Origin of the sequence: Lutibacter sp. A80 (assembly GCF_022429645.1) — a bacterium.
Taxonomy (GTDB): domain Bacteria; phylum Bacteroidota; class Bacteroidia; order Flavobacteriales; family Flavobacteriaceae; genus Lutibacter.
Map to the genome: position 1 here is coordinate 392,441 of NZ_CP092480.1, position 25,608 is coordinate 418,048.

At 28.7% G+C, this 25,608-nt stretch carries 19 protein-coding genes; 10 read left to right on the forward strand and 9 right to left on the reverse strand.

The window, feature by feature from the left end; translation table 11 throughout:
• Positions 1-186 precede the first annotated feature (186 nt).
• From MHL31_RS01685 to guaB, 5 genes are all read left to right on the forward strand, one after another.
• Positions 187-1,221 carry a quinone-dependent dihydroorotate dehydrogenase gene (locus MHL31_RS01685; protein ID WP_240227348.1) on the forward strand — a complete coding sequence of 345 codons (1,035 nt, stop codon included), beginning with the start codon at positions 187-189 and terminating at the stop codon, positions 1,219-1,221.
• A gap of 25 nt (positions 1,222-1,246) precedes the next feature.
• Positions 1,247-1,810 (forward strand): hypothetical protein, encoded by a 564-nt coding sequence (locus MHL31_RS01690; protein ID WP_240227349.1) that lies wholly within the window; start codon positions 1,247-1,249, stop codon positions 1,808-1,810.
• A 43-nt stretch (positions 1,811-1,853) separates the two neighbouring features.
• Positions 1,854-2,468, forward strand: a complete 615-nt coding sequence (locus tag MHL31_RS01695; protein WP_371824131.1) for a LysE family translocator — start codon at positions 1,854-1,856, stop codon at positions 2,466-2,468.
• A gap of 20 nt (positions 2,469-2,488) precedes the next feature.
• Positions 2,489-3,352 (forward strand): hydroxymethylglutaryl-CoA lyase, encoded by an 864-nt coding sequence (locus MHL31_RS01700; protein WP_240227350.1) that lies wholly within the window; start codon positions 2,489-2,491, stop codon positions 3,350-3,352.
• 225 nt (positions 3,353-3,577) lie between these two features.
• Positions 3,578-5,047: an IMP dehydrogenase gene (gene guaB, locus MHL31_RS01705; RefSeq protein WP_240227351.1), complete on the forward strand. Its 1,470-nt coding sequence runs from the start codon at positions 3,578-3,580 to the stop codon at positions 5,045-5,047.
• A gap of 157 nt (positions 5,048-5,204) precedes the next feature.
• Here guaB and MHL31_RS01710 read toward each other — a convergent pair whose 3' ends face one another.
• From MHL31_RS01710 to MHL31_RS01720, 3 genes are all read right to left on the reverse strand, one after another.
• Complete coding sequence (locus MHL31_RS01710; protein ID WP_240227352.1) at positions 5,205-7,919, reverse strand: prolyl oligopeptidase family serine peptidase; 2,715 nt, start codon at positions 7,917-7,919, stop codon at positions 5,205-5,207.
• Between the two features lie 66 nt (positions 7,920-7,985).
• A complete protein-coding gene (locus MHL31_RS01715; protein ID WP_240227353.1) occupies positions 7,986-9,059 on the reverse strand; it encodes an NAD-dependent epimerase/dehydratase family protein in 1,074 nt (357 codons plus the stop codon).
• Between the two features lie 197 nt (positions 9,060-9,256).
• Positions 9,257-12,094: a DUF748 domain-containing protein gene (locus tag MHL31_RS01720; protein ID WP_240227354.1), complete on the reverse strand. Its 2,838-nt coding sequence runs from the start codon at positions 12,092-12,094 to the stop codon at positions 9,257-9,259.
• A 381-nt stretch (positions 12,095-12,475) separates the two neighbouring features.
• On the opposite strand from MHL31_RS01720, the gene ftcD reads away from it, so the two are divergent.
• Positions 12,476-14,167, forward strand: a complete 1,692-nt coding sequence (ftcD, locus tag MHL31_RS01725; RefSeq protein WP_240227355.1) for a glutamate formimidoyltransferase — start codon at positions 12,476-12,478, stop codon at positions 14,165-14,167.
• Positions 14,168-14,249: 82 nt separating this feature from the next.
• Here the strand turns inward: ftcD and MHL31_RS01730 are convergent, their stop codons facing one another.
• From MHL31_RS01730 to MHL31_RS01745, 4 genes are all read right to left on the reverse strand, one after another.
• Positions 14,250-14,909 carry an alpha/beta hydrolase gene (locus MHL31_RS01730; protein WP_240227356.1) on the reverse strand — a complete coding sequence of 220 codons (660 nt, stop codon included), beginning with the start codon at positions 14,907-14,909 and terminating at the stop codon, positions 14,250-14,252.
• Complete coding sequence (locus tag MHL31_RS01735) at positions 14,909-15,559, reverse strand: MarC family protein (RefSeq protein ID WP_240227357.1); 651 nt, start codon at positions 15,557-15,559, stop codon at positions 14,909-14,911. Before MHL31_RS01735 ends, MHL31_RS01730 begins: the two co-directional genes overlap by 1 nt.
• Positions 15,560-15,568: 9 nt before the next feature.
• Entirely contained in the window at positions 15,569-16,903 is a 1,335-nt protein-coding gene (gene mtaB, locus MHL31_RS01740; protein ID WP_240227358.1) for a tRNA (N(6)-L-threonylcarbamoyladenosine(37)-C(2))-methylthiotransferase MtaB, read from the reverse strand.
• Between the two features lie 134 nt (positions 16,904-17,037).
• On the reverse strand, positions 17,038-17,826 hold the full coding sequence (locus MHL31_RS01745) for an aldose 1-epimerase (RefSeq protein ID WP_240227359.1): 789 nt from the start codon (positions 17,824-17,826) through the stop codon (positions 17,038-17,040).
• 435 nt (positions 17,827-18,261) lie between these two features.
• Here MHL31_RS01745 and MHL31_RS01750 point away from each other — a divergent pair, with 435 nt between their 5' ends.
• The 4 genes from MHL31_RS01750 to MHL31_RS01765 are packed head-to-tail and all read left to right on the forward strand — an operon-like array spanning position 18,262 to position 22,293.
• Positions 18,262-19,878: a tetrathionate reductase family octaheme c-type cytochrome gene (locus MHL31_RS01750; protein ID WP_240227360.1), complete on the forward strand. Its 1,617-nt coding sequence runs from the start codon at positions 18,262-18,264 to the stop codon at positions 19,876-19,878.
• Between the two features lie 20 nt (positions 19,879-19,898).
• A complete protein-coding gene (locus MHL31_RS01755) occupies positions 19,899-20,576 on the forward strand; it encodes a cytochrome b/b6 domain-containing protein (protein WP_240227361.1) in 678 nt (225 codons plus the stop codon).
• On the forward strand, positions 20,573-21,088 hold the full coding sequence (locus tag MHL31_RS01760) for a YeeE/YedE thiosulfate transporter family protein (RefSeq protein WP_240227362.1): 516 nt from the start codon (positions 20,573-20,575) through the stop codon (positions 21,086-21,088). Before MHL31_RS01755 ends, MHL31_RS01760 begins: the two co-directional genes overlap by 4 nt.
• Before the next feature lie 8 nt (positions 21,089-21,096).
• A complete protein-coding gene (locus MHL31_RS01765) occupies positions 21,097-22,293 on the forward strand; it encodes a YeeE/YedE thiosulfate transporter family protein (RefSeq protein ID WP_240227363.1) in 1,197 nt (398 codons plus the stop codon).
• 99 nt (positions 22,294-22,392) lie between these two features.
• Here MHL31_RS01765 and MHL31_RS01770 read toward each other — a convergent pair whose 3' ends face one another.
• Entirely contained in the window at positions 22,393-24,519 is a 2,127-nt protein-coding gene (locus MHL31_RS01770) for a DPP IV N-terminal domain-containing protein (RefSeq protein WP_240227364.1), read from the reverse strand.
• A gap of 43 nt (positions 24,520-24,562) precedes the next feature.
• Positions 24,563-25,606, reverse strand: coding sequence for an endonuclease/exonuclease/phosphatase family protein (locus MHL31_RS01775; protein ID WP_240227365.1), 1,044 nt, complete (start codon positions 25,604-25,606; stop codon positions 24,563-24,565).
• Positions 25,607-25,608 lie beyond the last annotated feature (2 nt).

A 25,608-nucleotide genomic window follows, 5' to 3' on the forward strand; every position in this document is an offset into this window, starting at 1 on the left:
TAGACTAAGTATAGAAAATCTTAAAAGGTAAACAATCTTTATTTATAATAAATTATATATAAAGTAATTACGATTTAAAACGTGATAAAACAACGATGAACTAAATTTTGAATAATGTAATTTGATTTTTACTATTAATTCTTTTCAATCAAATCACTTTTATTAATTTTGCACAAACATAACACTATGTATAAAACTATTATTCGTCCTTTATTTTTTCTTTTTGATCCAGAAAAAATTCATCATTTTACATTTTCATTAATTAAGTTTTCTTGTAAAATTCCTGGAATTCCAGCTATTTTTAGAAGTTTATTTCAAACTAATGATAAAAAATTAGAACGAAAATTATTTGGGTTAACATTTAAAAATCCAGTTGGTTTAGCTGCTGGTTTTGATAAAAATGCAGTTTTATATAATGAGTTGGCAAATTTTGGTTTCGGTTTTATTGAAATAGGAACTGTTACACCAAAACCACAAGCTGGAAATCCTAAAAAACGTTTGTTTAGATTAAAAGCAGATAATGGTATTATTAACCGAATGGGGTTTAATAATGAAGGCTTAGAAGCTGCAATTCAACAACTAAAAAAGAATAAAGGAAACCTTATAATTGGTGGTAATATTGGTAAAAATACCGATACAATGCCTGAAGATTATACGGCAGATTATTTAAAATGCTTTTTAGATTTACATCCGTATGTAGATTATTTTGTGTTAAACGTTAGTTGTCCAAATGTAGGAAGTCACGCTAAATTAACAGACAAAGATTATTTGATAGAATTAATAACCAAAGTTCAAGAATTAAACAACACCTTTAAAAAGCAAAAACCAATTTTATTAAAAATAGCGCCAGATTTAAATGAAATTCAGCTAGATGAAGTAATTGAAATTGTTGCTGAAACTAAAATAGATGGTGTAATAGCGTCTAATACATCTGTAAATAGAGAAGGATTACAAGCTTCAAAAGCACAATTAGAAGCTATTGGTAATGGTGGTTTAAGTGGAAAACCAGTAAAAGATAGAAGTACAAAAGTTATTAAATATTTAGCCGAAAAATCTAATAAAGCATTTCCTATTATTGGTGTAGGAGGTATACATTCAGCAGAAGATGCACTTGAAAAATTAAGTGCAGGAGCAGATTTAGTTCAAATTTATACAGGATTTATTTACGAAGGTCCAGGATTGATTAAACTAATTAATGAGGCTATTCTTAATGTGAAATAATGCTAAAAAACTAATTTTAAAATAAATGAAAAAAATAATATTCACGTTAGTTTTTTGTGGATTGTACTTTATTGTTAATTCTCAAACAGCGAGTGTAGAGAAATCTATTTATGGAATACAATCTGGTTTTTTAGGTATTTGGGGGCATAATGAGTCTAAATTATCTAATAACATTGCTTTGAGAACTGAATTGGGTTTAGATGCTGGAATTTGGGGTGGAGATTTTTATGATAACAATGGTTTTTTAATGATACCTGTTCTAACATTAGAACCTAGACTTTACTACAACCTTAAAAATAGAGTAAAAAAATCACGTAAAATTGCAGGAAATAGCGGAAATTTTATTTCGTTAAAAACAAGTTATCATCCCAGTTGGTTTGAAATATCTAATTACAATAACATAAAAATAGTGAGTGATATTTCTGTAGTTCCTACCTGGGGAATTAGAAGAAATATAGGAAACCATTTTTTATATGAAACAGGAATTGGAATTGGCTACATTTATTATTTTGCAAAAAATGCTGGATTTTTAGAAAATGAAGGTGAGGTAGCAGTAAACCTACATGTACGAATTGGCTATCGATTTTAAATATAAATACCTTTTTAATCAACAATTGTAACTATAATTTAATTTGGAAACTCTTATTTCATTTATTGCTGCATCTATGCTATTAACCATTTCACCAGGTCCAGACATAATTTATGTATTGGTACAAAGTATAACTAATGGTAAAAAATATGGAATAGCAACTGCATTAGGTTTGGTTTCAGGAATTATAGTACATACTACTTTAGTTGCTTTTGGGGTTTCAGCAATTATAAAACAATCAGAATACATATATTTTGGTATTAAATTGTTTGGAGCTTTGTACTTACTTTATTTGGCATATATTACTTATAAAACTAATGAAGATGTAATTCTAAAAGCAAAAGCAGACAAAAAAGGATTGTTACAATTATTTAAACAAGGTTTTATAATGAATGTTTTAAATCCTAAAGTTTCAATTTTCTTTTTAGCGTTTTTCCCTGGTTTTTTATACTCTAATACACAAAGTACCATTGTTCAATTTTATGTGTTAGGACTGCTTTTTATGTTACAAGCATTAGCTATTTTTATAGTAGTTTCTTTGCTTTCAGGGAGTTTTGCAGGTTATTTAAAAAAACATCCAACATTTAATTCAAATATTAAGTGGTTTAAAATTATTGTTTTTATTGGTATTGCTATTTTTATACTTTTTTCTGAGTAGATATTGTATATTTGAACTGTATGAAAACCGTAAAACTTATAGAATGTCCACGTGATGCAATGCAAGGAATAAAATCACATTTTATTCCAACTGAGGCTAAAGCACAGTATATAAATGCGCTGTTACGTGTTGGTTTTGATACCATAGATTTTGGAAGTTTTGTTTCGCCAAAAGCAATTCCTCAAATGCGAGATACAGCTCAAGTACTCTCTAAATTAGATTTAAGTAAAACTGTAAGCAAATTGTTGGCAATAGTTGCCAATGTGCGTGGAGCAGAGGATGCTTCAAAATTTGAAGAAATTTATTATTTAGGTTATCCATTTTCTATTTCAGAAAATTTTCAAATGAGAAATACAGGTAAAACAATTTCTGAATCCATTGTTGCTTTAGATCAAATTTTGAACATTGCGTCTAAAACAAATAAAGAAGTGGTTGTTTATTTGTCTATGGGGTTTGGGAATCCCTATGGAGATCCTTGGAATGTGGAAATTGTAGCAGAATGGACAGAAAAAATTGTGCAAATGGGCGGTACAATTATATCCTTGTCAGATACAGTAGGTAGTTCTACTCCAGAAATTATAGATTACCTATTTTCAAATTTAATTCCGCAATACACTACTGTAGAATTTGGAGCGCATTTACATACCTCTCCAAATAAGTGGTTCGAAAAAGTTGATGCAGCATATAAAGCTGGTTGTTCTAGATTTGATGGAGCTATAAAAGGTTATGGAGGTTGTCCAATGGCAAAAGATGAATTAACTGGAAATATGCCAACTGAAAAGCTTATTACGTATTTTAATCAGCAAAAAGTAGTTTCAAATATAAGCGCAATGAGTTTTGAAAGTGCATACAACGAGGCACTTAAAATTTTTGATGCACTATAATTTCTAGAAAGTTATAAAAACATATATTTTTCAAAGTATAAATTTCACTATTAATATTAGTTAACTAAAAGAGTTTTTATAAAGATAAATTGAATTTTATGTATCACATTATTAAGTGTTTATGGGTTTTTTGTTTTATCAAAAAGTAAACAAATTAATATTTTACCTCTTTTTAAATTAAAAAGTTTAAATTTGCACGCAATTAATTTCTAAGTTGATTGCAATATGATTTCACACCAAAATAAATTCGTAGGAGAAGGCTTAACCTACGACGATGTATTATTAATTCCAGCATTTTCTGAAGTTTTACCAAGAGATGTTAGTATTCAAACAAAATTTTCTAAAAACATACCTTTAAATGTTCCAATAGTATCTGCAGCGATGGATACTGTAACGGAATCGGATATGGCAATAGCTATGGCTCGAGAAGGAGGAATAGGTGTTTTGCATAAAAACATGTCTATTGAGCAACAAGCAAATGAAGTACGAAAAGTAAAAAGATCTGAATCAGGAATGATTATAGATCCTATTACAATTACAAAAGATAAAACGGTACTTGACGCTAAAAGTTTAATGCACGAATATGGTATTGGAGGTATTCCTGTAATTAATGAAGAGGGTGTACTAATAGGTATTGTTACCAATAGAGATTTACGTTTTGAAGGTGATACCACCCGCAAAATTGAAGAAGTTATGACTTCTGAAAAATTAGTAACTGTGGCTGTTGGAACTTCTTTAAAACAAGCAGAAGTTATTTTACAAGATAATAAAATTGAAAAATTACCAGTAGTTGATGATAACTATAAATTAGTTGGATTAATTACATTTAGAGATATTATTAAGGTTAGTGAAAATCCAAATGCAAATAAAGATTCGTATGGTCGTTTAAGAGTTGCAGCTGCTTTAGGTGTTACACATGATGTTTTAGAAAGAGCTGAAGCGCTTATTAAAGCAGGTGTTGATGCTTTAATAATTGATACTGCTCACGGACATACAAAAGGTGTTGTTACAGTATTAAAAGAAGTAAAAACCAAATATCCAGGTACAGACGTAATTGTAGGAAATATTGCAACTGGTGCTGCAGCAAAATATTTAGTAGAAGCAGGAGCTGATGCTGTAAAAGTAGGAATTGGTCCTGGTTCTATATGTACAACACGTGTAGTTGCTGGTGTAGGTTTTCCTCAATTATCGGCTATTTTAGATGTTTCTGAAGCAATAAAAGGAACAGGTGTCCCTGTAATTGCCGATGGTGGTATTAGATATACAGGTGATATTCCAAAAGCACTTGCAGCTGGTGCAGATGCTGTTATGCTAGGTTCTTTATTAGCAGGAACAAAAGAGTCTCCAGGTGAAACTATTATTTTTGAAGGAAGAAAATTTAAATCTTATCGTGGTATGGGTTCTGTTGAAGCTATGAAACACGGTTCTAAAGATAGATACTTTCAAGATATAGAAGATGATATTAAAAAATTAGTTCCTGAAGGAATTGTTGGTCGTGTGCCTTATAAAGGTGAATTAAACGAAACAATGGTTCAATTTATTGGTGGTTTACGTGCTGGTATGGGATATTGTGGTTCTAAAGATATTAATGCGCAAAAATCTGCTCAGTTTGTAAAAATAACTGCTGCAGGTATGCGAGAAAGTCATCCACATAATGTAACTATTACTAAAGAATCTCCTAATTATTCTAGATAATTTTTTAAGAATAATTAATAAATATAATTAAAAAGAGGAAGTTTAAAAAGTTAAAATCTCGTCAACCTAAACTAAATTACTAGTATGGTGAGATTCTGAAATAAATTCAGAATTACGGATTTTAATAATTTTTATACTTCCTCTTTTTTGTAAAATATTATTCTTTAATTACTCTAATTCCTACATGTTTACTTGAAATCATTTCAGAATTATTAGCATCGTAAAAATCATAAGCACTATAACCGTAAATTCCATTTTCAAAATATTCGGCTACATTTCCTCCTAAATCATAAATAAAAGCTTCCCCAATTTTTGTTGGTTTATTTTTACCAACTTTTTTATATAAGTGCGATTTTAACTCTTTTACTTTTTGATTTAATTGTTCAACTTCGTCAATAGTAATACTATAACCAGCCCAGTAATTTAAGGTGTTTTCTTTAGCTGCAGCTTTATGCGCTGCTTTCTGAAGTTTTTCTGCTTCTTTTGCATTTGGTAGTCTGTAAGTATCTCCAGTAATTTTACTTAGCCATGCAACATATTTTAAAGCTTCTTCTTTAGATGTAACTACCGGATAATTGTCTAAACCTGCATTAAATTTAAATGTTGGTTTATAAGCTTTAAATTGTGCATTTGTAATTTCAAATCTACCAATAGCAATGGAATCTTTTTTAATTACAACTGTTTCGGGAATTAAATTAGCATTTTTTATGTCACCAAAATTACCAGTTTCAGTAATTTTAACACTATCAATTTTTAATAAATTAGCTAAAGGACTTTCTTTTTTAAAGGCTTCATTTTTAGTTGAAGGCTTTTTAAATAAATAGGTATCTATCCAAGCTAATTCTTCGTTCATTTTACGTAATTGATGTGTAATTTTACCTAATCCGTGTGGTTGTCCAGGAAACCATAAAAAGCGAACAGGAGCTTTATTTACTTGTTGTAATCCTCTGTAATATTCCCATCCTTGATCACGAGGAACTGCTCGGTCTTCGCTGCCGTGAAAAATAATTGTAGGTGTTTTTATTTTTTCAATTTCAAATAATGGCGATTTATTAATGTAATTTTCGTTGTAAAATTTACCATTTAAATCATCCCAAGGAGCACCACCAAAATAAGATTGGTCAAAACTTACTCCAAATCTACAAGTGCCGTAATCTGATGTCCAGTTAACATCTCCTGCGCCAGGTGCAGCAAATTTGAACATATCTGGATAACGAACCGTAAGCATAGTTGTAATAATTGCTCCGTTAGACCAGCCCATAGTTCCTAATTGATTTTTATCAATCATTCCTTTTTCGTCTAACAGGTTTATTGCTTTGGTTATATCTTCTAATTCTGGTTCGTAATAATTTCCTTTTATACTTTCAACAAAAGAAAGTCCGTGGTTAGAAGAACCATGATAATTTGGTTTTAAAACAAAGGCACCACGTTGCGCTAAAATATTTGGATAAGTACTCCAACGTTCGCTCCAAGTATCTGTATCAACACCTGAAGGTCCACCGTGAATAGACAAAATTAGTGGATAACGTTTGCCAGCTTCATATTTTTCTGGATAGTATAAAATCCCAGTAACTTCTTCATTATTATAACCTTTCCAAACTAATACTTCACTTTTAGTAATAGTTTTTTTAGCTAAATTTTTATTTAATGAAACAACTTCTTTTTCATTACTAAATTTATTTTTTGAAATATCTGCAACATAAAATTTAGGTAATTTTGAAGCTGTAGAATATTGATAAATAACTTTAGAACCGTTTTCTGAAACGTTTAATAAGGTAGTATGATTGTCTTTTTCATCTAAATCTATTGATTTTTTAGTCCAAGAATTACCATTTTTTTTATAGTATGCTAATTTGTAATAAGCTTTATTTGCAAGTGTAACAATTACATCGTTGCCAACAAGATTATAGCCACGACCTATGCCTAATTCCCATTCTAAATCTACTTTTTTGTAGCTATTAGTTTCTAATGTGTAATAATACAATTCTGAAATACCAGCGCCATTCCATTTTGGATCTGAAGCGTGTGTTGATGTAAAGTAAAAACCTTTATTGTCTTTGCTAAAATTAAATCTGTTTGATGGAAATTCTAAAGGCTTTAAAATTTGTGTTACAGTATTGGTTTCAAGGTTTTTTAAAAAATAAAAAGGATCTTTTTGAGCATCGGAAGCGTAACTTCTACTTCTGCTAGTACTATAAATTAGCCATTTTCCATTGGGAGCAATAGTGTAACTTTCTAATGGTTTTTTATTGTCTGTAATTCTCTTTATTGATTTATCTTTTAAATTATAGGCATAAACTCTAGAAGGTTTCCAATGTAAAGAATCTTCAACAACAATTACATCATCTTTTTTTTCTTTTAGTTGACTTTCATATAAGGTTTGTCCTTCATTAGATTTATAAAGTAAAGTGTTTTTGTTTAACCAAGCAATACTAGATATACCATTTTTAAACTCTTTAACTTCTTTAGGTTCACCACCATAAATACTTAATTTCCAAAGTTTTTTCCCTTTTTCTCGAGATGATAAAAAATAAATAAATTCACCATCTTTTGAAAAAATAGGACTGTAGTCGTTTTCGTTTGCATTTGTTAGCTGAATTGTTTTAAAACTATTTTTTTCTGGAAGGTCTAAACGTGTTAAATAGATGTCTGAAACAAATTTATCTTTTTCTTTTACAGCTTTATTTTTAGTCCAAACTACCATAGTTTCATCAGGAGAAATTGAAACTGAACGCATAGATTCTGTATTAATAATATCTTCAGGAGTCCAACGTGTATTATCTTTTTTAGTATTTTTTTCTTGAGCGTTAAGCGGTATTGATACTGCAAATAACAACAATAGGCTAATAATAGCTAAAAATGTTTTTTTCATAAATTATTTATTAAGTTTTAGGTATTTGGAATTGCTTTAAAATTAACTAGTTTAGTTTTTCAACGTTTAACCATTTTTTAAATTTTCCAGTTCTAAATATTTTTCAACAAAAGCTTTTACACCTTCTTCTATAGTTGTTTTAGGTTTAAAATCTATATAATTAAATAAACTTTCAACATTTGCGTAGGTTGATTTTACATCGCCAGGTTGCATTGGTTTAAATATAATTTTCCCTTTTTTATCCAATACTTTTTCTAGAGCTTTTACATAATCCATTAAAGCCACAGGGCTATTGTTTCCAATATTAAAAATTTGATATGCTTTTGAACTTTTAGAAGAAGTTGGTTTTTTAGGGTTAAATGCAGGATTATTTTCTTTAGGAGCTAAAGGTAATAAACGTTTTATACTTTCAACAATGTCCCCAACATAGGTAAAATCTCTACTCATATCACCATTGTTAAATACTTCAAATTCTTTGTCTTCAACCATTGCTTTAGTAAAAATATGCAAGGCCATATCTGGTCTTCCCCAAGGACCATAAACTGTAAAGAATCTTAAACCAGTAGCAGGTACATTAAATAAATTGGCATACGAATGTGCCATCATTTCATTTGCCTTTTTACTAGCAGCATAAATAGCTAATGGATGATCGGTGCAGTTATCTTCTTTAAATGGAATATCTTCACTTAAACCATAAACTGAACTAGAAGATGCAAATACCAAATGTTTTACTGGATAAGCTCTACAACTTTCTAAAATATTTAAAAAACCTGTAATATTACTATCTACATAAGATTGTGGGTTTTCTAGTGAATATCTAACACCAGCTTGTGCAGCTAAGTTAACTACATAATCAAATTTTTGTTCTTTAAATAATTGCTTTAAATTATCTAAATCTGTTAAATCTAATTTAATAAATGCGTTGTCATCTACTTTTAATAAAGTATTGTATGTTATTTCTGAAGTATTAAAACCTAAATCTTTTAAACGTGCTAATTTTAAATTAACATCGTAATAATTATTAATATTATCTAAACCAACAACTGAATAGTTGTTTTTTAGTAATAATTTGGCCAAATGATGACCAATAAAACCAGCCATTCCAGTAATAAGAACTTTCTTTTTAGTATCAATATTCATTTGTTATTTTCGTTTATTTTGGAGTTTCAAAATAACACATTTTTTTTCAATTTTCGTTTGTTAAAGCTAATTTTAAAATTTAATTATTGTTTGTATTAATAAAAAATAATATAATTTAAGATATTCTAAATCAAAGAAGCAAAACCTAGTTAATTTTTAACGTTTAGCTATTGTTTAGCTTTTAAAATTTTAAAAAACTAAATTGAATCTCTTTTTGTATTAATGCGATCTTCTAATAGATTGTATTTTATGTTAAATTTAGATTCTGAACCTACATGTTCAGGTTCTCTTGGATCGGCAGTTAAAACTTTAATTTTTGTAAACGGATTTTGCTCAATTAAATAAGCTTTTGTGTTTTTTAATAATTTAGTGTTATTTGTTGTAACTATAGAATCTAAATTTGTATTTGCACTTAATTTTAAAACGGCATCTTTTAGACTTAATGTATCTGGAGCAGTTTTAGCTATTAAATATTCTTCAAACTGATTTTTGTTTTTTGTATAATCTTTTTGAGTTTCGGCATTAAATTGTGTACCTATTGTTTTAAGTGCAACAGCTTCTTTTTGAAGGTTTAAATCTACAAAATGTAATAATTCAATTTTAAGTCCTTTCTTTTTGTTTTCTAAATCAATTAATTTATCAAGTTGTTGTTGATTCTTTAAAGAAGGAATAGTATCTGTGTAAGAAAATTCAATTTCCTCCAATTCCTTAGGGTCAACACCAATAAAATCGGCTAAAAAATTAACTGGACTAGCAACAGTTTTTAAAATTAGATTTTTGAAGGTTGTCCATACAATTTTTCCAATATTTACAGAAGGATCATTTAAATCACCACGAACAGGTACATCTAATTCAACATCTCCATTTTTGTCTTTTAAAAGAAACAGCGCAAATTTTAAAGGAAGCTTATTTAAACCTTTTGAAGTACTTGAAACAGCAGCATTTTTAACTAATAATTTGTTTTCACTAACTAAATTACCATCTATAATATTAGTTTTAGTGTTGTAAAAAAAGTCGCCTTCTAAAATATCGTGCCCCATATAATAGCGCGAATAAATATTAATATCAGATAACAAAAAACGTTCTACCGTAATCGCTATTTCTGCATTATTAAAGTCTGTGGGGTTTAAACTTAATTTAGCGTTAAGTTTTCCTCGCTTGTTTAAACGCATATTAGAATAGATATTAACCAAATCTGAATTGCTATAAATACTATCTGTATCAATTTCAATATCACTTAAATAATAGTCGAATTTTTCACCAGTTAAATTATCGGAATAATCTAAAACACCTTTAGTAACATTCAATTTATTTATTGCATAATACAGTTCATTTTCTGTAGTATTTTTTTGATTATTTTCTATGGCTTCTGTATTACTTGTTTCATCAAGTTTAAATATTTTTGAAAAATTATTAGTTATAGAATCTAATTGGAAATAGGTATAAGGTTCATTTATACTTAAAGATTTTAGTTTGTATAAATTGTTGGTGTAATCTATATTTTGAAGTTGCGCACCAATGTTTTTAGCTCCAATAAATTTTTTATTTGAAGTGTCTGTCATTTCAAAATTATTTACAGATACATTTCCAGAAACGGTAGATTTTATGGCATCGTTAAAATTACCTTTAATTTTAATTTTAGTATTTACTTGACCTTTAAAACTATTTATTTCAGCAAAAGGGGTAATATAATTGTAAAATGTATCTAAATATAAATTATCAATGTTTAAGTCTGAATCAAATTTTAAGGTTGAAGGATTTACATTTAATACCGCATTAAGTTTTCCTTTTTCATTTAAAATTAAATTAGAATTGATATGTACTAGCTCAGAATTATTAGAAATACTATCAGAATTAATTTGAATTTCACTTAAAAGGTAGTTAAATTCCTCACTAGTAGAATTGTCGGAAAAATCTATTAAACCATTAGAAATGTTCACATGATGTATAGCGTAATACAATTCTTTTTCCTCGGATGTTTGTTGAATTGTATCTGATGCAATATTTGGAGTTGCTGTTTTTTCAACTTTAGTAGTATCATTTAGTTTAAATACTGTTGAAAAATTATTAGAGATGGTATCTATTTCAAAATAGGTGTAAGGCTCATTTATATAAAGTGAATCTATAGTATATGAGTTGTTAAAATAGTCTATTTTTTGGAGTTGAGTTCCAATGTTTTTGGCTGCAATAATTTTTTTATTTGAAGTATCTGTTATTTCAAAATCAGTTATAGAAATGTTTCCTGATACAATAGATTTTAATGCATCGTAAATATTACCTTCAATTTTAATTTGAGAATTTAGTTGACCTTCAAAACTATTTATTTCAGCATAAGGCGCAATATAATTGTAAAATGAATTTAAGTGCAAATTATCGATGGTTATGTCAGAATCAAATTCCCCATCAACAGGATTTATATTTATTTTAGTATTAAGTGTACTGTCTTCGTTTAAACTAAACTTTAAATCAGCATTCGTTTTTTCTTTTTGATTCCAGCCAATAAAAGGAATAAAAAAAGAAAAATCTTTAATAGTTGTAATTTGATCTATATTTTTATCGTTATAAATAAGGTTAGCACCTTTAAGTTCAAGATTATTTAAATAATATTTAATTGGTTCAATATCTTCTTCTTTAGTTTGTATTGTATCTGGTTCAGATTTATAAAATTCTAATAAATCGTTAAAATTAAAAACACTGTCTTTCTGAATGGTATTAACGTTTAAACCAGAGAGGAAAAACTTTTCAATAACAATTTTGTTACTTATGTATTTATAAGGTTCTGTATCAATAATTAAGGTGTCGAATGTTATAAATTCAGTAGTACTATCGTTTTCAAACATTTTAAAATCGATAAGTTTTAAAGTACCAGTAAAATAATTTAAGTTTAATTTACCAACATCAACTTGTCTACCTACAAGAGATTTGCTGTTTTTTATAACATAATTTTTAATACCATAAGGAGAAAGTATTAGAACTGCAATTATTAGAATTAGAAAAACTAATCCACCTATTATCATTTTATTTTTAGAAAACATACTAATCAGATATAATGCTATATTTTGTTTATAAACTTTTTTTTTTAGTTTTTATAGATTTTTAATCTTAAATAATAGGTTTGATTTATTGTGTGCTAAGTTATTGAATTCGGATGCGATTATAATGTTTTTAACAACACTTTAACAAGATTATTCTTTATATATTTAATACTGAAAATAGTAGTAATATTTATAATAATTAAACGATGATAATTATATTTTTTTAGGGTGTATTAGAAACTTTAAAATATAGCTAATTTAAGATGAAGCAGTAAAATAGATTGAATGTGATTAATGGGTTAAATATGCAGTATTTATTTTGAAATGGTATCAGTAATTATTAAAATATCTACTTAAATTTGAATATCTAAACTATACAATATGAACAAACAATTAATAGAATGCGTACCAAATATTAGTGAAGGAAGAGATGCTATAAAAATAAATGAGATAGCTTCGGTTGTAGAAACTGTTGAAGGTGTTAAATTATTAGATGTAGATCCAGGTAATGCAACAAATAGAACTGTAATTACATTTGTTGGTGCACCTGAAAATGTAATTGAAGCTGCATTTTTACTTATTAAAAAAGCTGCAGAATTAATTGATATGAGCAAGCATACTGGAGAACATCCACGTTTTGGAGCTACAGATGTGTGCCCTTTAGTACCAATTTCAGGAATTACTTTAGAAGAAACTGCGGTTTTTGCTCATAAATTAGGTAAAAGAGTAGGAGATGAGTTGGGGATACCTGGTTATTTTTATGAAAATGCTGCTAAAGAAGTAAAACGAAAAAATTTAGCAACTTGCCGTTCTGGTGAGTATGAAGGTTTAAAAGAAAAACTGGTAAACCCAGATTGGAAACCAGATTTTGGACCAGCTGAATTTAATGAGCGTGTTGCTAAAAGTGGTGCCACAGCTATTTCTGCACGTGATTTTTTAATTGCTTATAATATAAATTTAAATACAACTTCAACCAGAAGAGCAAATGCCATTGCTTTTGATATTAGGGAAGCTGGACGTGTTAAATACCAAAATGGGATTACAGGGAAAAAAGTATTAGATGCAAATGGACAACCTGTACGTATTCCTGGAAAATTAAAAGCGGTAAAAGGAATGGGGTGGTATATTGAAGAATATGGAATTGCACAAATATCATATAATTTAACCAATATCAATATTACATCTATGCATGTTGCATTTGATGAAACAGTGAAATCTGCTACCAAACGAGGTTTACGGGTAACAGGTTCAGAGTTAATTGGCTTAATTCCTCTAAAAGCAATGCTAGATGCAGCTGATTATTTCTTAAAAAAACAAGAGCGTTCTTTAGGGATTTCAGAAAAAGAAAAAATAAAAATAGCGGTAAAATCTTTAGGATTAGATGACTTAAAGCCTTTTAACCCAAAAGAAAAAATTATTGAATATTTATTAGAAGATACAACTTCTAAAAAATTAATAGATTTTACTGTAAAAGATTTTGCAGAAGAAACAGCAGGAGAATCTATGGCTCCAGGTGGAGGCTCTATTTCAGCTTATGTTGGTGCTTTGGGAGTTTCTTTAGGAACTATGGTAGCAAACCTTTCAGCACATAAGGCAGGCTGGGATGCCAAATGGGAATTTTATTCGGAATGGGCAGAAAAAGGACAAGCTTATAAAAATAAATTACTGTACTTGGTTGATGAAGATACCAATGCTTTTAATAAAATTATAGCTGGTTTTAGAATGCCTAAATCCAATGAAGAAGAAATTAAAGCACGTAAGGAAGCTATTGAAAATGCTACAAAATATGCTACCGAAATTCCATTTCAAGTAATGGAAACTGCTTTTAATTCTATGGAAGTAATGCAGGCTATGATTGCTGAAGGGATGCAAACGTCTCTTTCTGATGCTGGTGTTGGAATTTTATGTGCAAGAACAGCAGTAATTGGCGCTTATTTTAATGTTAGAATTAATGCAAAAGATATTAAAGACCGTGTGTATGCTGAAGAAATTTTGAATAAAGCTAAAATTGTTTATACTAAAACAATTCAAGTTGAAAAAGAGGTGATGGAGTATATAGACACAAAAATGTAATATAATAAGGTAATTAAATTAGAAGTAAAAAGTTTAGTTTGTTTTAATATACTGGACTTTTTACTTCTAATAATTATATTTTTTAGCTTAATGCGTCAATAATTATTTTGCTAATAGATTTTGCTTTATTTAACACCATTATATGGGTTCCATTTTTTATAGGAATACAGTTTTTTATATGTTTAATTGGAAAAATATGGTCATCGTCACCTTGTATGTGTAGTATATTATCAAGTGTTTCTTCTTGTTTCCAATGCAATACATTATAAATAGACCAATCTAAATATAAAGCATCTCTTACCGATAAATATTCTTTGTATAATTTTACTCTTTTTTTAGCAAAATCTCCAAAAGCAAATGAAGAAAAATCTTCAAAATTTTTAATGGATTTTGAAGGGAATAATTTATAAGCTTTTGTTTTTTGAATTAATCTTAGGCGTTTGGGTAATTCGTATCTGTTTTTGACACTAGAAATTAAAATAATTTTTTGAACATTTATATGTTTACTCATTTCTTGTACAATAACACCTCCAAATGAAACTCCAACCAAAATAGGATTTTTTTCGGTAACTAAATCAGACATTCTTTTTGCATAATCTTCAATTTTTTCATTTTTTGAAAGTGGTAATAACCATTCTAAAAAGTGTAATTGAAAGGTGTCTTCTGGAAATTTTAAATATTCAAATATTTTTGAACTTGCAGCTAATCCAGGTACAAAATAGATGTGTTTTTTTTTTTTCATTAGTGTTCTAGCATTCCAATAATAATTGGTTTTAAGCCACTAAAGAAAAATTCTACTGCAATTACCATAACAATTAATCCCATTAAACGCATCATTACTTTGTTTCCAGTAGAACCTAATCTATCGGTTATTTTGCTTGCACCAATTAAAATTATATAGGTTAATAAAAGTACGAAACCTATTACTAATATTAAAACTATTTTTTGAGAAATAGTATGTGCATCCTCCATTAAAATAATTGCATTACTAATTGCACCAGGACCACAAATCATAGGAATAGCCAAAGGTGTTATAGAAATATCTTCAACATAGGCATCAATTTCATCTTCTTCTTTTGTGTGTTTAAATTGTCCTAATTGGGCTTGTAGCATATCCCAACCCATCATAAAAAATATTAAACCACCTACAACTCTAAAACTATTTACTGAAATGCCAAAAAAGTTAAATAGAATTTGCCCAGAAAAAGCAAACGCAATAATGGTAAAAAAAGCAACCAAGGTAGCTTTTTTAGCTGTTTGTTTTCTTTTTTCTTTATTTAAAGAAGAGGTCATAGACATAAATATAGGCATAGTTCCCAATGGATTTATAATTGTGAAAAATGCCGTAAATGCTAATAAAGCAAATGTATATAAGTCGTTGATTTCAGTCATTTTAATCTCTTAATTTAGCTGAGGTATTTTTATCCATTCAAAACGAACAATTCCGTCTTCATCTATTTTTGTTAGTTTAATTTTATGAAGTGTATTTACCAATTCTGGGTTCCACGGAGTTTTTACTTTTACGTAATTTTCGGTAAATCCGTGAATAAAACCTTCTTTATTTTCACTTTCAAATAAAACAGTTAATTCATTACCGATCTGACTTTCATAAAAGGCTCTTCTTTTTTTAACAGATAAACCTCTAAGCATTTTACTGCGTTTTGTTCGTGTTCTTTTAGCAACTACACCATCCATTTTAATAGCCTCTGTATTTGGTCTTTCAGAATAGGTGAACACATGTAAATATGAAATGTCTAATTCATTTAAATAGTTGTAGGTTTCTAAAAATAATTCATCAGTTTCTCCAGGAAAACCAACAATTACATCAACACCAATACAGGCATTTGGCATTACCTTTTTTATAGCTTCAACTCTGTTGGTATATGTTTCTTTTAAATAGCGACGTTTCATTAATTTTAATAAAGTATCGCTACCACTTTGTAATGGAATGTGAAAATGGGGTACAAAACTATTAGATTTTGAAACAAAATCTATGGTTTCATTTGTTAATAAATTTGGTTCAATTGAAGAGATTCGTAATCGATGAATTCCGTCAACAGTATCCAATGCTTCTACCAATTCAAAAAAGGTATGTTCGTGTTTTTTATTACCAAATTCACCTTTACCATAATCACCAATATTTACACCTGTAAGTACAATTTCTTTAATTCCTTTTTCTGAAATTTCTTTTGCATTTTTCAATACATTTTCTAAAACATCACTTCTTGAAATTCCACGAGCTAAAGGAATTGTACAATAGGTACATTTATAGTCACAACCATCTTGAACCTTTAAAAAGGCACGTGTTCTATCTCCAATTGAATAAGAACCGACATAAAAGTCTGCATCTTCAATTTCGCACGAATGCACTTCGCCCATTTCATTTTTAGAAAGGTCGTTGATATAATTGGTTACTTTAAATTTTTCAGTAGCTCCTAAAACCATATCTACACCATCAACAGCAGCTAATTCTTCGGGTTTTAATTGGGCATAACAACCAATTGCAATTAAAAAAGCATTTTCATTTTTTTTCAATGCATTTTTAACAATTGATTTAAAACGTTTGTCTGCATTATCGGTTACAGAACAGGTGTTAATTACGTATATATCAGCTTTTTCGTCAAAATCTACACGCTCAAAACCTTCATTTTGAAAGTTACGTGCAATTGTAGAAGTTTCAGAAAAATTAAGTTTACATCCTAGTGTGTAAAATGCTACTTTTTTTTGTGCGCTCATTCTTGTACATTTATCGGTTGCAAAAGTACAGAAATTTATTTTTATAATCTGACTACAAATTTATCAAAATTAGCTTCTAATTTTATAAATTTTATAATGCTTTAAGTAGTTGTAATATGTATGTTTTCAGTAAGTTATTTGTAAGGTGTAATTAATACTTCAAAAGTATCAATACCATTAGATTTGTTAAATAATTTTTCTGAAAGCATTTTTTCTCCAACATACGGATATGCAGTAATTGGTTCAATACACAACATATTAGAAACTTCTGTCCATAACATAAAATTGTTAAAACCTTTGGTTTCTATAGATAGGTTGTAACCTTCTTTTTTAATTAATTTAAGTTTGTTAGTATTTAAAATTGAATAGGCTTTACTACCACCTTCAATAATTTTAGGGATAGTTATTGATTGGTTTTTAAACTCTATAATTTCATCTAAATTTCCTTTTAACATAAACGCAGGATGATACCCTAACATAAATGGCATTCCTTTTTCTGCACTAATTTCAAATGAAATTTTTAGCCCATTATTTTGTAATTCAATTTTTTTTTGAAAACTAAAATTATAAGGCCAAGAAACTAAACGAACTGTAGATTTATTAGGATATTTAGAGTTTTCAATGGCTGTATAAGCTGTATATTTTTTTTGAAAAACAAAACTAGTATCGTTTTGATCTAAAAGCGTGTATTCTAATTCTCGTAAAAGTCCGTGTTGATCTTGGTTGTAATTACCTTTAGGAGTGGTAACAATAAAATTATTAGCGTTAGTTGGACCAATTATAGGGAACATTTCGGTATCTGAATTTCTCCAACCTGGATTTGTTTTTTGATGAATTAATTCTTCGCCATTTTTTTTATAGCTAATCAATTCTCCTTTATCCATTTTTATGATTGAATTTTTGTCTTTGCTAATTAATATCATTTAAAGTGCCTTAAATTATTTATAATACAAATATAAGGTATCATTTTATCAATTTAATAAACTTAATACATTGTTTAATTTTAATTAAATAAAAATAGTTATCACTTTTTTAATGGATTTTGAAGTTTAAAATGAGTGAAATTGACTGTTTTTAGTCTTTAAAATCTAAATTATTTTAGAATGATTTTAAATTAGAAATTCAAAATAAAGCTAAATCATTAGATAATAGGCTTCTACATTTTTACGCTTTTTTTTATGTAACATTTGTATAAAAACAATGTGTAAAGTATTAAGACATTTATACTTACAAATATTTTGAATTTAAGAAACTTAGTTTAAAACGCTGTTTTTTTAATAAATGAGTCTTTTATAATTTTTCTTAATCAGAATATAAAACGATAGGATTTTAATAAAGTGAATTAAAAATTTGTATAAATGTATAAATCGATAATTATTGTAATAGTGATTATTATTGCAACGTTAGTAGCAGTAAATATTTCACATGAAGATGAGCCTGCCAATTTAAAATTAGAGCAGTTAAAGCAAAAATATGCATTTAAAGCAGTTCCTTCTGTTGACCATCACAAGTTAGGTGTTTTGCATAAAAAGTTTGAAACACCTCAAGAAGTAACAGAAACCTGTCTTACTTGTCATACCGAAACACATAAAGAAGTAATGGCTTCTTCTCACTGGAATTGGGACAGACTTTCCTATGTTAAAGGTAAAGGTGTTTATGCTTCAGGTAAAAAAAATGTTCTAAACAATTTTTGTATTGGTGCTAATTCAAATGAAAAATCATGTGCAAAATGTCATATTGGTTTTGGTATGGATAGTAACCATTACGATTTTTCTAATGCTAGAAATGTAGATTGTATGGTGTGTCATGATAATAGTGAAGAATATTTTAAAGGATCTTCAATGGCCGGATATCCAGATAGAACAGTAAATTTAGAAAATGTAGCACAAAGTGTAGGTTTACCAACTAGAAATAATTGTGGTTCTTGTCACTTTTTTAGTGGAGGAGGAAATAATGTTAAACACGGAGATTTAGAAGTGTCACAACTTTCTTGTGATAGAGAAGTAGACGTACATATGGCAACAAATGGAATGAATATGGAATGTGTTGCTTGTCATACAGCTCCAAACCATCAAATGAAAGGAAAACTCTATACTGTATCAACAAATAATATAAACCGTGCAAAATGTCAAGATTGCCATACAACTACACCACATTTTAATGATGTTTTAAATCGTCATGGTTCAAAAATAGCTTGTCAAACCTGTCATATTCCAGAATATGCTAAGGTAAATTCAACAAAAATGTCTTGGAATTGGTCTGATGCTGGAAAATTAAAAGATGGTGAGCCTTATTCTGTAGAAGATTCACTAGGGAATCACAGTTATTTATCTATAAAAGGTTCGTTTGATTGGCAACGTAATGTTAAGCCAGAATATGTGTGGTTTAATGGAACAGCAGAACAATACAGATTAGGAGATAGTATTACAACTGATGTGGTTAAAATGAATACACTACATGGTTCTTATAACGATAGAAATTCTAAAATTATTCCTGTAAAAATTCATAGAGGTGATCAAATTTACGATACAGAGTATATGCGATTAATTCAACCTTTATTGTATGGTGATAAAAAAGGTGATAGTGCGTATTGGAACGATTTTAATTGGGAAACTGCTGCTAAGAAAGGAATGGAAATAGCAGGACAACCTTATAGTGGAAAATTTGATTTTATTAAAACTGAAAGTTATTGGCCTTTAAATCATATGGTTTCACCGAAAGATAAAGCATTAAGTTGTGTGGATTGCCATACTCGTACAGGTGGACGTTTAGAAAATTTAACAGGCTTTTATTTACCAGGGAGAGATACCAATAAAACTTTAGATACGGTTGGTAAATGGTTATTAATATTTGCAGTTTTTGGAGTAGTAAGTCATGCAGGGCTACGTATAGGTCAAGATATTAAAAACAACCGGTATAAAAAACAAGTAATTGATCATAATAAGGAAGAACAACCAGACAGGTTAGATTCGTAAAAAGTTTTAAAATTAATAATATGAGTAAAGTATATATTTATAAAGGATTTGAGAGGTTTTGGCATTGGTCACAAGCTTTATTAATTATGTTTTTGGCCATAACAGGCTTCGAAGTACATGGTACTTTTGATATTTTTGGATTTGAAAAGGCTGTAGCATTTCATAGAACAGCTTCTTGGCTGCTTCTTGGGCTTATTGTAATTTCTATTTTTTGGCATTTTACTACTGGAGAATGGAGACAGTACATTCCAACAACAAAAAATTTAAAAGAACAGCTAAGATATTATTTGGTGGATATGTTTAGAGGAAAAAAGCATCCTACTAAAAAAACTCAGCTTAGAAAACTAAATCCCTTACAACGGTTGGTTTATTTATCTTTTAAATTGGTGTTAATTCCAATGACTTTAATATCTGGAATAATGTATATGTTATATAAATCTTTTGATGAAAATAACATTGTAATTGTAGAAGATTATCCGCTAGAAAGCATTGCCTTTTGGCATACATTGGGAGCAATTCTATTGATTGTTTTTTTAATTGTACATGTGTATATGACTACTACTGGTGAAACTCCTACATCTAATATTAAAGCAATGGTTACTGGTTATGAAGATTTGGAAGAAGATACTAAAAGTAGTGACAAAAATGAAAATGAAAATAAAGAAAAGGTTAATCCAATAAAAAAAGTAAAAAAATGAAATCAAAAGCATACATGAACCCGTATTTAGCGGGTATAATATTGGGATTAGTTTTACTTGGAACCATATACATAACAGGTAGAGGGTTAGGAGCAAGTGGTGCAGTAAAAAGTGTGGCATTAAGTACCATAACAGAATTAGCACCTGAACACACCGAAAATACTACTTATTTGAAAGAATATGCTGAAAATTATGATGGGCCTTTAAAAAACTGGCTCGTTTGGGAGGTTATTGGTGTTGTTATTGGAGCTTTCTTTTCTGGTGTATTATCAAACCGTGTTGGTTTACAGTTAGAACGTGGAGCAAAAGTAAGTGAAATTACGCGTATTGGAACTGCTATACTCGGAGGTTTATTATTTGGGCTGGGTTCACAATTAGGAAGAGGTTGTACTAGTGGTTCAGCTTTAAGTGGTATGGCAGTGATGTCGTTTGGAGGAATAATTACAATGATGGCCATATTTGGGTCAGCATATGCATTTGCGTATTTTTTTAGAAATCTTTGGTTAAAATAATTTAGAATATGGGACCATTAGTACCTTACATTTTTAGTAATGAATTCAGCCTTGTAATAGCACTTTTATCGGGTATAGGTTTTGGATTTGCATTAGAACAAGCAGGATTTTCATCCACAAAAAAATTAGTAGGATTATTTTACGGATACGATTTTACAGTTCTTAAAGTGTTTTTTACAGCAGGAGTAACCGCTATGATTGGTGTGTTGTTATTATCACATTTTGGATTTTTAGATTTAAATTTAATATATGTAAACCCTACTTTTTTGTGGTCAGCATTGGTTGGTGGAGCTATTATGGGCTTAGGGTTTGTTATTGGTGGGTTTTGTCCAGGAACAAGTGTTTGTGCTGCTGCAATCGGCAAAATTGACGGATTGGCATTTGTTTTTGGTTCAGCGTTAGGAATAATAATATTTGCAGAAGCATATCCATTTTTTGAAACAATTTATTTAGCTGAAAATTGGGGACCTGTACTTATTAATGAAACGCTTGGTATGTCTAAGTTAGCTTTTGCATTTCTTCTAACAGCAATTGCTTTTATAGCGTTCTATTTTACCCATAAAATTGAAGATAAAGTAAGTAAGCGTCAATCTAATTTTTCTAAAAAGAAAATAATTGTTTATATATCGGGTATTTCATTAGCGTTTATAACTTTGGTATTTATAACGATAACTCCTTCAAAAGAAGAAGTTATAGCCAGTAAAATACAAGATCCTAAAATACAGCAAAACATTGTTTTTAATGAAGTTGATTCAGATGCCCTTGCGTTTGAAATTGCAAATAATTATTATAAAATCAATGTAATAGATGTTCGTTCACCAGAAGAGTATGAAGCTTATCATTTACCAATGGCAATTAATATTCCTTTTGATGAACTTGGAAATAGACAATGGCATAAGGTTTTTACCCAAAACCTTAAAACAAATTATTTTTATGCAGACGATGAAAGTTTAGTAAGAGAAACTTATGTGTGGGCAAGTTATTTAGGTGAATCTGAGAATTTTATATTAACTGAAGACACCAAAATCTTTAAAGAGAAATTTTCACCTGTTATAAAAATGCCAAGTGGAGATTCTAAAAGCGAAATGGATACGTATATTTATAGAAAGGATTTAACGGATAAAATGAATGTTTTAGTGGAAGCTCTTAAAAATTTAACGGCACCTGTAAAAGTAAAAGAAGTTAAAATTAAAGGAGGTTGTTAAACATTTAAGTTTAATATACAATTAATATTAATTTAAAAAGGCAGGAACTCTTTTCTAAGAGTTCCTGCCTTTTTAGCTTACTTATTTTAAAGTTAGATGTTATTTATTGTTTTCAACAATATATTGCATCATTTTTTTTATTAAATGTACTCTATCCAATCCACCAACATTATGTTCGTGCATAGGGTAGGTAAAAAAGTCTATTTGGGTTTTTTGTTTAACAGCTTCTTGTAATAAACCCATACTATGTTGAGGAACTACAACAGGGTCAATACTTCCGTGGATAATTAACATTTTTCCATCTAAATTTTTAATATAATTAGCAACTTTTGCTTTTTTGTAACCTTCAGGATTTTCTTCAGGAGTATCCATATAACGTTCGCCATACATTACTTCATAATATTTCCAATCAATTACTGGTCCTCCAGCAACAGCAGTAGTAAACATACCTGGATTACGAAGCATTAAACTAGTTGTCATAAATCCACCAAAACTCCAGCCATTTACAGCAATACGATCAGCATCTACATAGTTTAAAGATTTTAAATATTCAACACCAGTAAGTTGATCTTCAATTTCTAAATCTCCTAAATTTCTATGAATAGCACTTTCAAAAGCAAAACCTCTATTAGCAGATCCTCTATTGTCTAAAGTAAAAATTATATAATTTTCAAGTGTTGCAAATGCTGGCATCCATAAACTTGCACCTCCAAGCCAACTATTAGTGTTCATTTGAGCATGTGGACCTCCATATACATAAATAAGAACAGGATATTTTTTTGAAGGATCAAAATTTGCTGGCTTTATAATTCTTGAATATAAATCAGTTCCGTCATTTCCTTTTAAGGTTACAAATTCAGTAGTTCCAATAGTATAATCTTCTAAAGGATTTTTGGCTGTATAAATTTCAGTAGTATTTCCTTTTTTGGTATCAATTATTAAAGTATTATTTGGAGTTTCTAAGTTACTATAACTATCAATTAAATATGCGCCGTTTGTACTTAATTTAGTTCTATGTGATCCACTTTGAGAAGTTAACTTAGTATATTTTCCGTTTTTTATATTTACTTTATAGGTGTGAGATTCTCTTGCATCTTCACCGGTTCCAGTAATAAAAACATTTTTTCCTTTTTCATCAAAACCTAAAATATCGGTTACTACCCATTTAAATTTTGTAAGTTGTTTTACTAATTTACCTGCAGTTGTATAGTGGTATAAATTCATAAAACCATCACGTTCGCTAAACCATAAAAAGTTAGTAGTACTATTTGGTAAAAACACGGCATCGTGTTCTGGTTCTGTCCATTTATCATTGGTTTCTTCAAAAAGTGTCATTACTTTTTTACCTGTTGAAACATTATACGTATTGTACCAAACGTGGTTTTGACCTCTGTTTATTTCTGCAACTAACACAAATTTTTCATCAGGAGACCAAGATAAATTAGTTAAATAATGTTCATCAGTAGTGTCAATATCTAAATACGTAGTTGTTTGTGTTTTTAGGTTAAATATTCCAATTTTAGCTTGTTCACTGGCTTGTCCTGCCATTGGATATTTTATGTTTTTTAAGGAAGCAGGGTAGGTGTTGATATCTACTAGAGGATAATCTGTTACATTACTTTCATCTTTTTGATAAAATGCCAAATAATTTCCTTCAGGACTCCAAAATGTTCCTTTTGTAATTCCGAACTCACTTCTATGTATTGCTTGTCCAGAAACTATATTTTTATCTTTTATATCAGTTACAGTAATTTTTGGGTTTGAAGCAGTTGCAATGTATAAATTATTGTCTAAAGTATAAGCAACAGCTTTAGCTTTTGAATTATACTCGTTATTTTCTGCATTAGTATCAAAAGCAATGGTTGATACTTTAGAATTTGTTGTATAGTTAAAAACCTCTATTGTATTTCGAGTTCTAAAAGTTAAAAAATCAGTATTTATTTCTTGAATATATGGCATTCTTTGTAATTGAGGGTATGCCTTTTGAAGATCTGCTAAACCGCTTTTTTTAATAATATTACCTGTTTTAGCATTTGTAAAAACATATTCGTTTTCTTTTAAATAAACATAATTAGTAGAGTTTTTAACCCATTGTAGGTTTGATAAGGAGCTAGGGTATAATCCCTTGTAATAGCCTAAAACAGCATCTTCGAGAGATAATTCTTTTTGTTGAGAATACCCTAAAATAAAGGTGCAAATAAATAAAAACGAAAGTAATTTTTTCATTGGAATATATGATATTAGTTATAAAAAAGTAAAGTTAATTAATTCAATTATTTTTTAATTGAATTTTATCGGTTTGTTTTAAATTAATACGTGCCATTATTGGAAAATGATCTGAGTATTTTACAGGGTAGGTTTTATAATTGTTTATTTCAAAATCTTTATCAGTTAAAATAAAATCTATTCTAAATGCAAATTTATAATCATATGTATTTCCAAAACCTTTACCTGCTACTTCAAAAGCATCATTTTTACCTGTCTTAAGTGTGTTGTAAACCCAAGAAAAGGCATTGTTATTAAAGTCTCCACAAATAATGGATTTATAGTTGCATTTTTGTTGATGCTCTAATAATAAAGTAGCCTGATTGGCTTGCTTTTTAAAGGCATTTTCTACTCTTATTTTTAATTTTTCTGAATTTTCTTGTGTTAAAGTTTCTTTTTGAGGATTGATTTTTAAAGATTCTAAATGTACATTATATACTCTAAAAGTATCTTTTTCTTTAACTAAATCAATAAAAATAGCATTGTTGCTACTGTTTGAAAAATTTAAAGACCCCGAGTTAATAATTTTATATTTAGAAAAAATAGCGTGTCCGAAATTATTCTGATTTTTACTTATTTTAATATGCTTATAAGGATACTTTAAATCTAATTTTTTTGATGGATGAAATTCTTGAACACATAAAATATCTGGAGATTTTTCATTGATAAAATCGTAGATTTTTTTGTCAACATCTTTTTCATCAATCCAATTGTACAAATTAAACATTCGTACATTATAGCTCATAATTTTGATGTCTTTACTCAACAAAACTTTTTTTTCAGAAAAACTATAAAACTTAGCAATGTATTGAAATCCAATAAGCAATATAATGGTAGAAAGTAGAAATTGTTTTTTTAATTTTAACAACCAATAACAAGTAAATAGCACGTTAATAATTATTAAAAAAGGTACTGTTAGACTTAAAAATGAAAAAAAAGAAAGGGTGTTTGGAGAAATATATATTGCTAAATAAGCAATAAGCAATAAAGCAGCTACTATAGAATTAATGCTGAAAAGTAATTTATCTAATAATGATAATTTTTTCATCT